The sequence below is a fragment of the Streptomyces sp. P9(2023) genome, from assembly GCF_032436795.1.
In the GTDB taxonomy this organism is placed as follows: domain Bacteria; phylum Actinomycetota; class Actinomycetes; order Streptomycetales; family Streptomycetaceae; genus Streptomyces.
Genome location: NZ_JAUPWM010000009.1, coordinates 148375 through 162543 on the forward strand (window position 1 = coordinate 148375; position 14169 = coordinate 162543).

Genomic DNA, 14169 nt, shown 5'->3' on the forward strand with positions numbered 1-14169 from the left:
GGTCAGTTCCCTCCTGTCGTCGTGGGCGCGGGGGTGGTGGCCGCGGGGGGATGCGGAGTTGCGGCGGCGCGGACCTCGACGCCCTCGCGAGCGTGGGTGAGGCCGCGGGCGCGGGTACGGGCCCTGGCGCGGGCCCGCAGCTGCCGGCTGCGCTGGTCGCGCAGGACGGTCCAGCTCCAGACGGCGACCGGGGAGAGGGCGATGACCAGGGCGAGTACGGCCCAGGTGCGCATGGCCGCGTGGGTGTGCCGGAAGTGGACGGAGGCGAGCAGCGAGGCGATCAGGACCGCCGCCCAGTAGAGGTGGATCCGGAAGGTGGCGATCCGGTCGGGGCTGGCCTGGCCGCCCTTGGGGGTGACGACGAAGCGGCCGCGGGTGCGGAGCACCGCGGACCCGAGCGACCGCAGGTAGATCGGCGCGGAGAGCGCGGACATCGCCATGCCGGCCAGGCCGCCGGAGCCCTCGGGTTCGTGCGGCGAGACGTTGTGGCGCCGGTTCCAGAGGTAGAGGCCGATCTGGAGGGCGGCGGCGTCGCTGTAGATCATCAGCCAGATCGAGGAGGAGACCTGGGTTCCGGACGCGCCGAGCCAGAGGAAGAGGACGCAGCTCAGGATGCCGAGGAACCAGTTGATCGCCGTCATCGGGTAGTAGACGAGCATCAGCGTGTAGTTGAGGAAGCGGCCCGGCGGGACCCGGAACGGGGTCTTCCAGTACTGCTTGATCAGCGTCTCGTACGTGCCCCGGGACCAGCGCAGCTGCTGGGTGAAGAAGTCGGTCCAGGAGGCCGGGCCCTCGCCGACGGCGAGCACGTCGGGGGTGTAGACGGAGCGCCAGAAGTGGCCGGTGCGCGGGTTCTTCTTCCGGTGCAGCTCGAAGCCGGTGGCCATGTCCTCGGTGATGGAGTCGTAGAGCCCGCCGACCTGCTTGACGGCGGAGATCCGTACGACGTTGTTGGTGCCGACGAACATGGGCGCGTGGTAGCGGTTGCCGGCCCGCTGGATCAGCGCGTGGAAGAGGAACTGCTGGGACTCGGCGGCCTTGGTGACGGGCGAGGTGTAGTTGCCGTAGACCTGCGGTCCGACGACGAAGGCGATGTCCGGGTCGCGGAAGAAGCCGAGCATCCGCTCCAGGAAGTTGGGGAGCGGTATGTGGTCGGTGTCGACGGAGGCGAAGAATTCGTACGCGTCCCCGTGCATCGCGAGCCAGGCGTTGTAGTTGCCGTGCTTGGTGCGGGCCTTGTGGACGCCCTTCTTACGGTTCCACTCGGGAACGCCGGCCCGGGTGAAGTGCTTGACTCCCAGTTCGGCGCAGAGCGCCTTGGCGCCTTCGTCGTCGCCCTCGTCGAGGAGCCAGACGTCGAGCGTGCCGTCGTGCCGGAGTCGCACGGCCCCTTCGAGGGTGCCGCGGACCATGGTGAGCGGTTCCTTGCCCGGGACGTACGTGGTGAGGAAGGCGACCCGGGTGCCCTTCTGCGGGTACACGGGTATGGGGTCGCGGGCGACCATCGTGGCGTGGGCGATCGAGGTGACGTTCACCAGCATGAAGAAGCAGATCAGCCCGATCGACACGAGCATCACGGCGTCGAACCTGATGAGCCATCGGTCGCCGCCCTCCCGGACGGTCCAGTGGCTGGGCCAGACGAGGTAGACGAGCAGCAGCGCGGAGAGTACCGGCGCGAGGCTCATGAGGAGGACGGCGCGTATTCGGTGCGGCTCCTTCGAGAGCAGACTTCGGTACCGCACCGTGTAGGCCGCCGTGTCCGGTTCCGTGAGCGGACCGGCGAGTCGGCTGTAGGTGTCGTAGTCGTAGCCTCTCGGCCGCACGGTGCCTCCAGCTGTCGTCGGACAGGTCGATACCCCCACAGAAGTGGACAAGCATCGGCGTGTCGACTGGAGTCGTCCGAGCGAGTTGTTCTCGCCGCGCGTACGGGTGAGCCCCCGGCCCAGAGGGGTCGGGGGCTCGATGACGCGGTAGGGCGCGACGGAGCGGCGTTCAGCCGTTCAAGTGACGCTCGACGGTGGCGACTTTCGCGGTCAGACCGTCGGTGACACCGGGCCGGACGTCGGCCTTCAGCACCAGCGACACCCGCGGGGCGCGCGCCTCCACGGCGGCGACGGCGCGCTTGACGACGTCCATGACCTCGTCCCAGTCACCCTCGATCGAGGTGAACATGGCGTCGGTACGGTTCGGGAGCCCGGACTCGCGGACGACCCGGACGGCGTCGGCGACGTACTCGCCGACCTCCTCCCCCACACCCAGCGGAGTCACCGAGAAGGCGACGATCACGCCTTCACGCCCTCGGCGCGGGCGCGGGAGGCGATGACGGCGTCGGCGGCCTCGCGCTTCAGCTTCCGCTCGGCGAAGAAGCCGCCGAACGGCAGCACCGAGAGGACGAAGTAGAGCGCGGCCGTGCCGAAGCTCCACTTGGTGCGGTTCCAGGCGTCCAGCCAGAAGAGGACGTAGAGGATGAACAGGATGCCGTGAATCGCGCCCATCACCGGCACCGCGTTGAAGTCCGTCGTCCGCTTGAGCACCGAGCAGACGAGCAGCAGCAGGAACGACACCGCCTCCGGCGCGGAGACGAGCCGAAGCCGGTGCAGGGAGGATGCAGTCTTGATGTCCACGACAGGGGTCACCTTCGTTCGATCTTGTGAACGGATACACAAGGGCCCGTCCATCATGACCCAGCCGGGCAACGACCAACGCTGGCGGGGTGGGGTTCACCTGGACACCCAGTGGACGCGCTCCCGACAGAAGAACCGGGAGGCGGGGGATTGATACGTGTCTACAAGTTCCGCCTTCGCCCCACCACCCGGCAGGCCCGGGCCCTGTACGAGATGCTGCGGGACCACTGCTCGCTCTACAACGGCGCGTTACAGGAGCGTCGGGACGCCTACCGGCACGCCTCGAAAGCGGGCATCAGGTACGCCGACCAGTCCGCCCAGCTCAAGGAGATCCGGGCGTTCGACCCGGATCGTCAGGGCCGATGGTCGTTCAGCTCCCAGCAGGCCACGCTGCGCCGCCTGGACAAGGCATTCGATGCGTTCTTCCGCCGGGTGAAGGCGGGTCTCACCCCCGGCTATCCCAGATTCAAGGGCGTGGGGCACTTCGACACCGTCCTGTTCCCGAAGGACGGGGACGGCTGCCGCTGGGACCCCACGCCGGATGACCGGCAGACCCGCGTGCGCTTGCAAGGCGTTGGGCACGTGCGGACGCACCAGCACCGGCCGGTACGCGGGCGGGTCAAGACGATCAGCGTGAAGCGTGAGGGCAAACACTGGTACGTGGTCCTCGCCTGCGATGAAGTGCCGACCGAGCCGCTTCCCGCCACCGGGTCGATCATCGGTATCGACATGGGCGTGACGCACTTTCTCACCACATCGAACGGCGAGCATTTCAAGAATCCGCGCTACCTCGAAGCATCCGCTGAAGCGTTGACCGTCGCGCAGCAGCACCTCTCGACGTTCCCCAAGCGCACCAGGCTGAGGTCGAAGAAGCACCGCGCCGCAGTCCGCAAGATCGCCAAGCTGCACGGCAAAATTCGGCGTCAGCGACGTGACCATCACCACAAGACCGCGAAGGGGCTGATCTGCGGCCACGATGTTATCGCTCACGAGCGGCTGAACATCGCGGGTATGACCCGCGCTCCAAAGGCCAAGCCCGATCCTGATCAGCCCGGCGCGTTCTTGCCGAACGGCGCCGCCGCGAAAGCGGGCTTGAACCGCAGCATCCTCGACGCGGGTTGGGGACAGTTCCTGTCGATCCTGGCGCAGAAGGCTGAGAGTGCCGCTCGCCGCGTGATCGCAGTGGACGCCCGCAACACCTCCCGTACCTGCCCACGCTGTGGGCAGGTCGCCATAGAGAACCGCGTCACCCAAGCGACGTTCGAGTGCGCGGCGTGCGGCTTCCTCGCGAACGCCGACCACGTCGGCGCGCTGAACGTGCTCAGCAGGGCCGGGCTGGTCCTCTGTGTGGAGGCACAGCCTCCACACAGGAAGCCCGCCGCCGTAGCGGCGGGTGGAGTCACTGTGCACGCCGACTTTGCAGTCTCTTTATCCGGGTCCCCAGTACCTTCTACCGGTGGCAATGTTCCGACTCCAAGGCAGCAAGGTGCTCGCCGTCTCCATGACGGGCGACGCCGTCAAGGCCAAGAACGGCTCGATGGTCGCGTACGACGGTCAGATGGCGTTCAAGAAGATGAGTGGCGGTGGTGAGGGCCTGCGGGGCATGGTCACCCGCCGGCTCACGGGTGAGCAGATGGAGGTGATGGAGGTGAAGGGCCAGGGGACCTGCTGGTTCGCCGACCGCGCCTCCGAGATCAACCTCGTCCAGTTGCACGGCGACAAGCTCTACGTCGAGTCGAGCAATCTGCTCTGCACGGACGCGGGGCTGCGCACCGGCACCAGCTTCACCGGTCTGCGCGGCGGCGCGACCGGCAACGGTCTCTTCACGACGACCGTCGAGGGCACCGGCCAGGCGGCGATCATGTCCGACGGCCCGGCGGTGGTGCTGCGCGTGACCCCGCAGTACCCGCTCTCCGTCGACCCCGGCGCGTACGTCGCCCACCAGGGCAACCTCCAGCAGAGCTTCCAGTCCGGTGTGACGTTCCGCACGTTCCTCGGCGAGGGCGGCGGCGAGGCGTTCCAGATCCGCTTCGAGGGCGACGGACTCGTGTACGTCCAGCCCAGCGAGCGGAACACGATCGGGGGCGACGTCTGATGCCGTTCCGTGAGGTCAACTCCAAGATGGTCGAGGCCCAGCTCGTCCCCGGACAGCGCATGTTCAGCCAGCGCGGCGCGATGCTGGCGTACCGCGGCGAGGTCACTTTCACGCCGAACATGGCCGGCGGCCAGGGCGGCGTGATGTCGATGATCGGCCGCCGGGTGGCCGGCGAGGCGACGCCGCTGATGACGGTCGAGGGCAACGGCACGGTGATGTTCGGGCACGGCGGCCACCACATCCAGGTGATCCAGCTGACCGGCGACACCCTGTACGTCGAGGCCGACAGGCTGCTCGCCTTCGACGGCACCCTGGAGCAGGGCACGATGTTCATGGGCTCGCAGGGCGGGGTCATGGGCATGGTGCGCGGCCAGGTGACCGGCCAGGGGCTCTTCACCACGACGCTCAAAGGTCACGGCGCGGTCGCCGTGATGGCGCACGGCGGCATGATCGAGCTGCCGATCGCCCCGGGCCGCGCGGTCCATGTGGACCCGCAGGCCTACGTCGCCCACCACGGCGACGTACGGAACAAGCTCTCGACCGCGCTCGGCTGGCGCGACATGGTGGGCCGCGGCTCGGGCGAGGCGTTCCAGCTGGAGCTGAGCGGCAGCGGTGCGGTGTACGTGCAGGCGTCGGAGGAGAAGCTGTGAGCGCGCCCGTGATCTACGACCCGATGACGCTGCCGTCGGACGACAACGTCAATCCGTACACCTTCTGCGTGGAGCTCAAGGGCTCCCAGTGGTTCCTGCAGAAGGGCAAGATGATCGCCTACTACGGGCGGATCGACTTCAACGGCATCGGCCACGGGCGCCTCGACCGGCTGGTCCGTACGTCCTTCCACTCGCCGCTGCACGCGAGCGACTGGGTGGTGGCGGAGGGCAGCGGCAAGATGCTGCTCGCCGACCGGGCCTTCGACGTGAACTCGTTCGACCTGGACCAGGGCAATCTGACGATCCGCTCGGGCAATCTGCTGGCGTACCAGCCGACGCTGGCGCTCAAGCAGTCGATCGTGCCGGGGTTCGTGACGCTGATCGGCACCGGCAAGTTCGTGGCGGCGTCGAACGGTCCGGTGGTCTTCATGGAGCCGCCGATGCGGGTGGACCCGCAGGCGCTGGTCGGCTGGGCGGACTGCCCGTCCCCGTGCCACCACTACGACCACGGCTACATGACGGGCGTGATGGGCGGTGTCCGGGCGCTGACGGGGATCGGCGGGGTCTCCGGCGAGGAGCACCAGTTCGAGTTCGTCGGAGCCGGTACGGTACTGCTCCAGTCGACGGAGATGCTGTTGCCCGAGCGGGCGACCGGTACGGCGGGCGCGGGGCCGGGCGTCCCGGGCGGGGTGCCTGGAGGACACGGTTCCGGCCAGGGCGGGCAGGGTTCCGCACCGCGCCTTCCCGGACAGCTGGGGGACCTCCAGCGTCGCTTCGGGCTGTAGCCGGTAGTCTGCGGAGTGTGACGCCTCGAACGTCTGCACCCCGCACGTCGGGCCCCCGGTGCACGGCGTCGCACTCCCCGACTTCGTCCAGTATTCAACTTCTTAGGTAGAATCCATATATGGAGACCGAGACGGCCACCCCCTGGCTCACCGACGCCGAACAGTGTGCGTGGCGCACATACCTGGACGTCAACCGGATGCTGACGTACCAGCTGGAGAAGGACCTCCAGCCCTTCGGCCTGACCATGAACGACTACGAGATCCTGGTGAACCTCTCGGAGTCGGCGGAACGGCGCCTGCGGATGAGCGACCTGGCGACGGCCACGCTGCAGTCCAAGAGCCGGCTCTCGCACCAGATCACCCGCATGGAGAACGCGGGGCTCGTGACCCGCACCAGCTGCGAGTCGGACCGGCGCGGGCTGTACGCGGTCCTGACGGAGCAGGGCATGGACACGATGCGCAAGGTGGCACCCCACCACGTCGAGTCCGTACGCAAGCACTTCATCGACCAGCTCACCCCGGAGGCCCTCGGCGACCTCCACGAGTCCCTGAAGCCGGTCGCGGCCGAACTCCGGGGCCGACGCGGCAAGCCATAGCAAGCCGTAAAGGAGAAGGCCCGGTGCGCCGTGCGCACCGGGCCTTCCTCCGCCTGACCGGCTAGTTGTTGTTCGTCAGGCTCGCGATGAGTTCGTCGCTCGCCGCGTACGGGTCCAGCTCGCCCGCGACGACGCGTTCCGCAAGGGCGTCCAGGTGGCGGTCGCCGTGCAGGTCGCCGATCCGCGCGCGCAGCGCGGTGACCGCGATCGTCTCGACCTCCCGCGCCGACCGCGCCCGGCGGCGGTCCGCCAGGACCCCGTGCTCCTCCATCCACGCGCGGTGCTTCTCAAGGGCTTCGACGACCTCGTCGATGCCCTCGCCCCGCGCCGCGACCGTCTTGACGATCGGCGGCCGCCAGTCGCCAGGACCGCGCGCCTCGCCCAGGCCCAGCATGTGGTTCAGCTCGCGGGCCGTCGCGTCCGCGCCGTCCCGGTCCGCCTTGTTCACCACGTACACGTCGCCGATCTCCAGGATGCCCGCCTTCGCGGCCTGGATCCCGTCGCCCATGCCCGGCGCGAGCAGCACCACCGACGTGTCGGCCTGGGAGGCGATCTCCACCTCCGACTGACCGACGCCGACGGTCTCCACGAGGATCACCTCGCAGCCCGCCGCGTCCAGCACCCGGATCGCCTGCGGCGCCGACCAGGCGAGCCCGCCGAGGTGCCCGCGGGTGGCCATCGAGCGGATGTAGACGCCCGGGTCCGAGGCGTGCTCCGACATCCGGACCCGGTCACCGAGCAGCGCTCCCCCGCTGAACGGGGACGAGGGGTCGACGGCCAGGACGCCGACCCGCTTCCCCGCCCTGCGGTACGCCGCGACCAGCCCCGACGTCGAGGTGGACTTGCCGACGCCGGGCGAACCCGTCAGACCCACCACGTACGCGCCACCGGTCAGCGGCGCCAGCGCCGCCATCACCTCGCGCAGCTGCGGGGACGCCCCCTCCACGAGGGAGATCAGCCGGGCCACGGCGCGCGGCCGGCCCTCCCGTGCCTGGGCGACGAGTTCGGGGACGTCCACCATGTGCAACCGCTCCTTGCTTGCCGGGATCTACTTGCCGGGGCTGCGTCTACTCAGGAACGCGAACGACGAGAGCGTCGCCCTGACCGCCGCCGCCGCACAGCGCCGCCACGCCGACCCCGCCGCCGCGCCGCTTCAGCTCCAGGGCCAGGTGCAGCACCACCCGCGCGCCGGACATGCCGATGGGGTGGCCCAGCGCGATCGCGCCACCGTTGACGTTCACCTTTTCCGGGGTGACGCCGAGGTCCTTCATTGACTGGACGGCGACCGCCGCGAAGGCCTCGTTGATCTCGATCAGGTCGACCTTCTCCAGGCCCAGGCCCTCCTTCTTCAGGGCGTGCCGGATCGCGTTCGACGGCTGCGACTGCAGCGAGTTGTCCGGGCCGGCCACGTTGCCGTGGGCGCCGATCTCGGCGAGCCACTCCAGGCCCAGCTCCTCGGCCTTCGCCTTGCTCATCACGACCACGGCCGCGGCGCCGTCGGAAATCTGCGAGGAGGTGCCGGCGGTGATCGTGCCGTCCTTGGCGAAGGCCGGACGCAGCCTGCCGAGCGACTCGACGGTGGTCTCCGCGCGGATGCCCTCGTCCTTGGCGAAGACGACCGGGTCGCCCTTGCGCTGCGGGATCTCGATCGGGGTGATCTCGGCCTCGAAGATGCCGTTCTTCTGCGCGGCGGCCGCGCGCTGGTGCGACAGCGCGGCGATCTCGTCCTGCTCGGGGCGCTGGATGCCCAGACGGGTGTTGTGCTTCTCCGTGGACTCGCCCATGGCGATCTTCTCGAAGGGGTCGGTCAGACCGTCGTACGCCATCGCGTCGAGCATCTCGATCGCGCCGTACTTGTAGCCCTCGCGGGACTTCGGCAGCAGGTGCGGGGCGTTGGTCATCGACTCCTGGCCGCCGGCCACGACGATGTCGAACTCGCCCGCGCGGATCAGCTGGTCGGCGAGCGCGATGGCGTCCAGACCGGACAGACACACCTTGTTGATGGTCAGGGCCGGCACGTTCATCGGGATGCCGGCCTTGACGGCGGCCTGGCGAGCGGGGATCTGCCCGGCGCCCGCCTGGAGCACCTGCCCCATGATCACGTACTGCACCTGGTCACCGGCGATGCCGGCCCGGTCGAGCGCGGCCTTGATGGCGAAACCGCCCAGGTCGGCTCCGGAGAAGGACGCGAGGGAGCCGAGCAGTCGGCCCATGGGCGTGCGGGCGCCCGCGACGATCACTGAGGTGGTACCGGTCGTTCCAGACATGAGGCACAGCCCCTTGGGATGAGGAGTGAACGAGGGTTTACCTTCAATGTACTGAGCGGTACCGCGCATGGTCACCGGCCAGTCGGTGTGACGGCGCGCACGTTGCGTAACCATCCTCCTGGCGCTGCACTGGATCCATGCTGACGCGAATCGACCACATCGGGATCGCCTGCTTCGACCTCGACAAGACGGTGGAGTTCTACCGCGCGACCTACGGTTTCGAGGTGTTCCACTCCGAGGTCAACGAGGAGCAGGGCGTCCGCGAGGCCATGCTCAAGATCAACGAGACCTCCGACGGCGGCGCCTCGTACCTCCAGCTCCTGGAGCCCACCCGGGAGGACTCCGCGGTGGGCAAGTGGCTGGCCAAGAACGGTGAGGGCGTCCACCACATCGCCTTCGGCACCGCCGACGTCGACGGCGACGCCGAGGCCATCCGCGGGAAGGGCGTCCGGGTCCTCTACGACGAGCCGAGGACCGGCTCCATGGGCTCTCGTATCACCTTCCTCCACCCCAAGGACTGCCACGGCGTACTGACCGAACTGGTCACGTCCGCCGAGCCGTCGGGCGACCACTCCTCGGCGGAGCACTGACCTCCGGATTCCTGGCCCGGTAGAGTGGGCGGCTCCGGGCCGGGGCCGGTCGGGGCCGCATGCCATGCGGCGTCGAAGTCGGGGTATCCGATCTGCCACGATTCCCGGGGGGGCCGTTCTCCGGGGAACGGTGCTCGTCGGAGTATTGCGACCAGGGGACGGATGGACCGCGCAGTGCGGGGCTACGAACGCCAGGAGAGCCACCGAGCTGAAGACGACCATCTTTCGCGGTTCGAAGCCGAGATGGACCGGCTGAAGACCGAGCGGGAGAAGGCCGTCCAGCACGCCGAGGACCTCGGTTACCAGGTCGAGGTGTTGCGCGCCAAGCTCCACGAGGCGCGCCGCACCATCGCGTCCCGTCCCGCGTACGACAGCGCGGACATCGGCTACCAGGCCGAGCAGATGCTGCGCAACGCGCAGACCCAGGCCGACCAGCTGCGCCAGGACGCCGAGCGCGAGCTGCGCGACGCCCGCGCCCAGACCCAGCGCATCCTGCAGGAGCACGCCGAGCACCAGGCCCGGCTCCAGGCCGAGCTGCACGCCGAGGCCGTCCAGCGCCGCCAGCGCCTGGACCAGGAGTTGTCGGAGCGCCGCCAGACCGTCGAGGCGCACGTCAACGAGAACGTGGCCTGGGCCGAGCAGCTGCGCGCCCGTACGGAGTCCCAGGCCCGCCGCCTCATGGAGGAGTCCCGCGCCGAGGCCGAGCAGTCGCTGGCCGGCGCCCGCGCGGAGGCCACCCGGCTCGCCGAGGAGACCCGTCAGCGGGTGGGCTCGGAGGCCGAAGCGGCCCGTGCCGAGGCGGAAGCGATTCTGCTGCGCGCCCGCAAGGACGCCGAGCGGCTCCTGAACGCTGCGTCCACGCAGGCGCACGAGGCCACCAGCCACGCCGAGCAGCTGCGTTCCTCCACCAGCGCCGAGACCGAGCAGGCCCGTCAGCAGGCCACCGAGCTGTCCCGTGCCGCCGAGCAGCGGATGCAGGAGGCCGAGGTCCGGCTCCGCGAGGCCCGCACGGAGGCCGAGAAGGCGCTCACCGAGGCCAAGGAGGCGGCGGCCAGGCAGCTGTCCTCCGCGGAGTCCGTCAACGAGCAGCGGACCCGTACCGCGAAGGCGGAGATCGCCCGGCTTGTCGCCGAGGCGACCAAGGAGGCCGAGACCCTCAAGGCGGAGGCCGACGAGAAGCTCCGCGAGGCCACCGCCGAGGCCGAGAAGCTGCTCTCGGAGGCCTCCGACAAGGCCCGTACGGTCGCGGCCGAGGACTCCGCCGCCGCGCTCGCCAAGGCGGCCCGTACCGCCGAGGAGGTCCTGACCAAGGCGTCCGAGGACGCCCAGGAGACCACCCGCAAGGCCTCCGAGGAGGCCGAGCGCATCCGGCGCGAGGCCGAGACCGAGGCCGACCGGCTGCGTACCCAGGCCGAGGAGCGGGCCGACGAGTTCCTGGGCACGGCGAAGAACGACACCAAGGAGTACCGCGCCAAGACCGTCGAGCTGCAGGAGGAGGCGCGCAGGCTGCGCGGCGAGGCCGAGCAGCTGCGGGCCGAGGCGATCGCCGAGGGCGAGAAGATCCGCGGCGAGGCCCGGCGCGAGGCCGTCGGCCAGATCGAGGAGGCGGCCAGCACCGCCGAGGAGCTGCTGACCAAGGCCCGTACCGACGCCGACGAGCTGCGCGCGAGCGCGGGCGCCGAGGGCGAGCGGGTCCGCTCGGAGGCCATGGAGCGCGCGCAGACGCTGCGTACGCAGGCCGAGGAGACGCTGGAGCGCACCCGCGCCGAGGCCGAGCGGATGCGGGCGGAGGCCGAGGAGCAGGCCGAGTCGGTCACGGCCGCGGCCGAGCGGGCCGCGGCCGAGCTGCGTGAGGACGCCGAGCGGGCCGCCGCCGCCCGTCGCGAGGAGGCGGCCGGCGAACTGACCCGGCTGCACACCGAGGCCGAGACGCGGGTCGAGAGCGCCGAGCAGGCGCTGACCGACGCCCGCGCCGAGAGCGAGCGGCTGCGGCGCGAGGCGGCCGAGGAGACCGAGCGGCTGCGCACGGAGGCCGCCGAGCGGATCCGAACGCTCCAGGCGCAGGCCGAGCAGGAGGCCGAGCGGCTGCGCACGGAGGCGTCGTCGGACGCGTCGACCGCGCGCGCCGAGGCGGAGGCGTCGGCCGTACGGCTGCGTACGGAGGCGTCGACGGAGGCCGAGCGACTGAAGTCGGAGGCCCAGGAGACCGCCGACCGGGTACGGGCCGAGGCCGCGGCCGCCGCCGAGCGGGTGGCCGCCGAGGCCGCCGAGGCGCTGGCCGCCGCCCAGGAGGAGGCCAACCGGCGGCGCCGGGAGGCCGAGGAGACGCTGGAGTCGGCCCGCTCCGAGGCGGACCGGGAGCGCGAGAACGCCCGCGAACAGTCCGAGGAGCTGCTCGCCTCCGCCCGTAAGCGGGTGGAGGAGGCGCAGACCGAGGCGCAGCGCCTGGTCGAGGAGGCGGACCGGCGGGCCACGGAGATGGTCTCCGCCGCCGAGCAGACCGCGCAGACCGTACGGGACTCGGTGGCCGGCCTCCAGGAGCAGGCCGAGGAGGAGATCGCCGGGCTGCGGAGCGCGGCCGAGCACGCGGCGGAGCGCACCCGTACCGAGGCGCAGGAGGAGGCGGACCGGGTCCGCGCCGACGCGTACGAGGAGCGGGAGCGGGCCACCGGGGACGCGAACCGGGTCCGGGCGCGCGCCCAGGAGGAGACCGAGGCCGCGAAGGCGCTGGCCGAGCGGACGGTCGCGGACGCGATCGCCGATGCGGAGAAGCTGCGCGCGGACACCGCCGAGTACGACCGGCGGGTGCGGACGGAGGCGACGGACGCGCTGGCGTCGGCCGAGCAGGACGCGGCCCGCACCCGTGCGGACGCCCGCGAGGACGCCAACCGGATCCGTTCCGAGGCGGCCGCGGAGTCCGAGCGGCTCACCACCGAGGCGGAGGAGCTGGTCACGCTCGCCCGCACGGAGGGCGACCAGATCCTGGACGAGGCCCGCAAGGCGGCCGACAAGCGGCGCTCCGACGCCGCCCAGCAGGCGGACACGCTCATCACGGAGGCCGCGGGCGAGGCCGAGCGGCTGACGGCCGAGGCGGAGACGCTGCGGGCCGAGGCCGCGCAGCTGAAGACGGACGGCGAGGCGCACGCGGAGGCGCTGCGGGCGGCCGCGCTCGCCGACGGCGAGCAGGTCCTGGACGAGGCCCGCAAGGCGGCCGACAAGCGGCGCTCCGACGCCGCCGAGCAGGCCGACGCGCTCATCGGCGAGGCGACCGGCGAGGCCGAGCGGATCACCGCCGAGGCGGCGGCGCTCCTGGAGTCGACCGAGCAGGACGCGCTGCGGCTGCGTACCGAGGCCGAGCAGGTCAAGGCGGACGGCGAGGCCCAGGCGGAGGCGCTGCGGGCCGCCGCCCGGGCGGACGGCGAGCGGGTCCTGGACGAGGCCCGCAAGGCCGCCGACAAGCGGCGTGCGGACGCCGCCGAGCAGGCGGACTCGCTCATCGGCGAGGCCCGGAGCGAGGCCGAGCGGGTCACCACCGAGGCGGCGGACGAGGCGGAGCGGCTGCGGGCCGAGGGCGCGGAGAACGTGGGGCAGGCCCAGCAGGCCGCCGAGCGGATCCGGGTGGAGGCCGAGCGGGTCAAGGCGGACGCCGAGGCCGCGGCGGAGCAGATGCGTTCCGAGGCGCGCGAGGAGGCGGACCGTACGCTCGACGAGGCGCGGGAGGCCGGCGCCAAGCGCCGTTCGGACGCGGCCGAGCAGGCCGACCAGTTGATGGCGAAGGCGCAGGAGGAGGCGCTGCGCGCCACCACCGAGGCCGAGTCGCAGGCGGACACGATGGTCGGCGCGGCCCGTCAGGAGGCCGAGCGGCTCGTGTCGGAGGCGACGGTCGAGGGCAACTCCCTGGTGGAGAAGGCCCGTACGGACGCGGACGAACTCCTGGTGGGCGCGCGCAGGGACGCGACGGCCATAAGGGAGCGGGCGGAGGAGCTGCGGGCCCGCGTCGAGGGCGAGATCGAGGAGCTGCACGAGCGGGCGCGGCGCGAGACGTCCGAGCAGATGAAGACGGCCGGCGAGCGGGTCGACAAGCTGGTGAAGGCGGCCGAGGAGCAGCGGGCCGAGGCCGAGGAGAAGGCCAAGGAGATGGTCTCCGAGGCGAGTTCGGAGGCGAGCAAGGTCCGGATCGCCGCGGTGCGGAAGGCGGAGGGGCTGCTCAAGGAGGCCGAGCAGAAGAAGGCCTCGCTCGTCGCGGAGGCGGAGAAGATCAAGGCGGAGGCCGAGCACGAGGCCGAGACGATGATCTCCGAGGGCAAGCGCGACCTGGATGTACTGGTGCGCCGCCGCGAGGACATCAATGCCGAGATCTCCCGTGTCCAGGACGTTCTGGAAGCGTTGGAGTCTTTCGAGGCGCCGACCGCCGGGACCAAGTCCGCCGGGGCGGACGCCAAGGCGGGTGTTCCCGCGGGGGTGACACGTTCGAGTGGCAAGTCCTCCGAGGGCTAGCCACTCAAAAGGCTGGACATTCTCCAGATCAAACCGGCATCCGCTCGATGACACGCCGCTTCGGC

The 14169-nt window shown here is 70.9% G+C and carries 10 protein-coding genes and 2 pseudogenes; 7 read left to right on the forward strand and 5 right to left on the reverse strand.

Annotated features, from left to right (window positions below; genetic code table 11):
• Window positions 1-2 precede the first annotated feature (2 nt).
• The 3 genes and pseudogenes from Q5762_RS15900 to Q5762_RS15910 form a co-directional block, all read right to left on the reverse strand.
• Window positions 3-1823 (reverse strand): annotated as a pseudogene (locus Q5762_RS15900) (glycosyltransferase family 2 protein).
• 169 nt (window positions 1824-1992) lie between these two features.
• Window positions 1993-2286, reverse strand: coding sequence for an MTH1187 family thiamine-binding protein (locus Q5762_RS15905; RefSeq protein ID WP_315892747.1), 294 nt, complete (start codon window positions 2284-2286; stop codon window positions 1993-1995).
• Window positions 2283-2624, reverse strand: a complete 342-nt coding sequence (locus Q5762_RS15910) for a DUF3817 domain-containing protein (RefSeq protein ID WP_315892748.1) — start codon at window positions 2622-2624, stop codon at window positions 2283-2285. Before Q5762_RS15910 ends, Q5762_RS15905 begins: the two co-directional genes overlap by 4 nt.
• Window positions 2625-2774: 150 nt before the next feature.
• Here Q5762_RS15910 and Q5762_RS15915 point away from each other — a divergent pair.
• The 5 genes and pseudogenes from Q5762_RS15915 to Q5762_RS15935 form a co-directional block, all read left to right on the forward strand.
• Window positions 2775-3980: pseudogene (locus Q5762_RS15915) on the forward strand (RNA-guided endonuclease InsQ/TnpB family protein); the annotation flags it as partial.
• Window positions 3981-4086: 106 nt separating this feature from the next.
• Window positions 4087-4719: an AIM24 family protein gene (locus tag Q5762_RS15920; RefSeq protein WP_315892836.1), complete on the forward strand. Its 633-nt coding sequence runs from the start codon at window positions 4087-4089 to the stop codon at window positions 4717-4719.
• Window positions 4719-5369 (forward strand): AIM24 family protein, encoded by a 651-nt coding sequence (locus tag Q5762_RS15925; RefSeq protein WP_315892749.1) that lies wholly within the window; start codon window positions 4719-4721, stop codon window positions 5367-5369. Before Q5762_RS15920 ends, Q5762_RS15925 begins: the two co-directional genes overlap by 1 nt.
• On the forward strand, window positions 5366-6154 hold the full coding sequence (locus tag Q5762_RS15930; protein ID WP_315892750.1) for an AIM24 family protein: 789 nt from the start codon (window positions 5366-5368) through the stop codon (window positions 6152-6154). The genes Q5762_RS15925 and Q5762_RS15930 overlap by 4 nt, the downstream gene beginning before the upstream one ends.
• Window positions 6155-6273: 119 nt before the next feature.
• Window positions 6274-6750 (forward strand): MarR family transcriptional regulator, encoded by a 477-nt coding sequence (locus Q5762_RS15935; protein ID WP_315892751.1) that lies wholly within the window; start codon window positions 6274-6276, stop codon window positions 6748-6750.
• A gap of 61 nt (window positions 6751-6811) precedes the next feature.
• Here the strand turns inward: Q5762_RS15935 and meaB are convergent, their stop codons facing one another.
• Window positions 6812-7771, reverse strand: a complete 960-nt coding sequence (gene meaB, locus Q5762_RS15940) for a methylmalonyl Co-A mutase-associated GTPase MeaB (protein ID WP_315892752.1) — start codon at window positions 7769-7771, stop codon at window positions 6812-6814.
• 46 nt (window positions 7772-7817) lie between these two features.
• On the reverse strand, window positions 7818-9017 hold the full coding sequence (locus Q5762_RS15945; RefSeq protein ID WP_315892753.1) for an acetyl-CoA C-acetyltransferase: 1200 nt from the start codon (window positions 9015-9017) through the stop codon (window positions 7818-7820).
• A 137-nt stretch (window positions 9018-9154) separates the two neighbouring features.
• Between Q5762_RS15945 and mce the strand changes: the two genes are divergently transcribed.
• Both mce and scy read left to right on the forward strand, forming a co-directional pair.
• The gene (gene mce / locus Q5762_RS15950) at window positions 9155-9607 is read left to right on the forward strand and encodes a methylmalonyl-CoA epimerase (RefSeq protein ID WP_315892754.1); all 453 of its coding nucleotides are present in this window, start codon (window positions 9155-9157) and stop codon (window positions 9605-9607) included.
• Window positions 9608-9781: 174 nt separating this feature from the next.
• Complete coding sequence (scy, locus tag Q5762_RS15955) at window positions 9782-14104, forward strand: polarized growth protein Scy (protein WP_399495179.1); 4323 nt, start codon at window positions 9782-9784, stop codon at window positions 14102-14104.
• The last annotated feature ends 65 nt before the right edge of the window (window positions 14105-14169 follow it).

What these genes read in the sequence shown, in the direction of transcription:
- Q5762_RS15925 (WP_315892749.1), top strand. Translation starts at nt 4,719, where the DNA reads ATGCCGTTCCGTGAGGTCAACTCCAAGATGGTCGAGGCCCAGCTCGTC.
- meaB (WP_315892752.1), bottom strand. Translation starts at nt 7,771, where the DNA reads ATGGTGGACGTCCCCGAACTCGTCGCCCAGGCACGGGAGGGCCGGCCG.
- Q5762_RS15935 (WP_315892751.1), top strand. Translation starts at nt 6,274, where the DNA reads ATGGAGACCGAGACGGCCACCCCCTGGCTCACCGACGCCGAACAGTGT.
- Q5762_RS15945 (WP_315892753.1), bottom strand. Translation starts at nt 9,017, where the DNA reads ATGTCTGGAACGACCGGTACCACCTCAGTGATCGTCGCGGGCGCCCGC.
- mce (WP_315892754.1), top strand. Translation starts at nt 9,155, where the DNA reads ATGCTGACGCGAATCGACCACATCGGGATCGCCTGCTTCGACCTCGAC.
- Q5762_RS15920 (WP_315892836.1), top strand. Translation starts at nt 4,087, where the DNA reads ATGTTCCGACTCCAAGGCAGCAAGGTGCTCGCCGTCTCCATGACGGGC.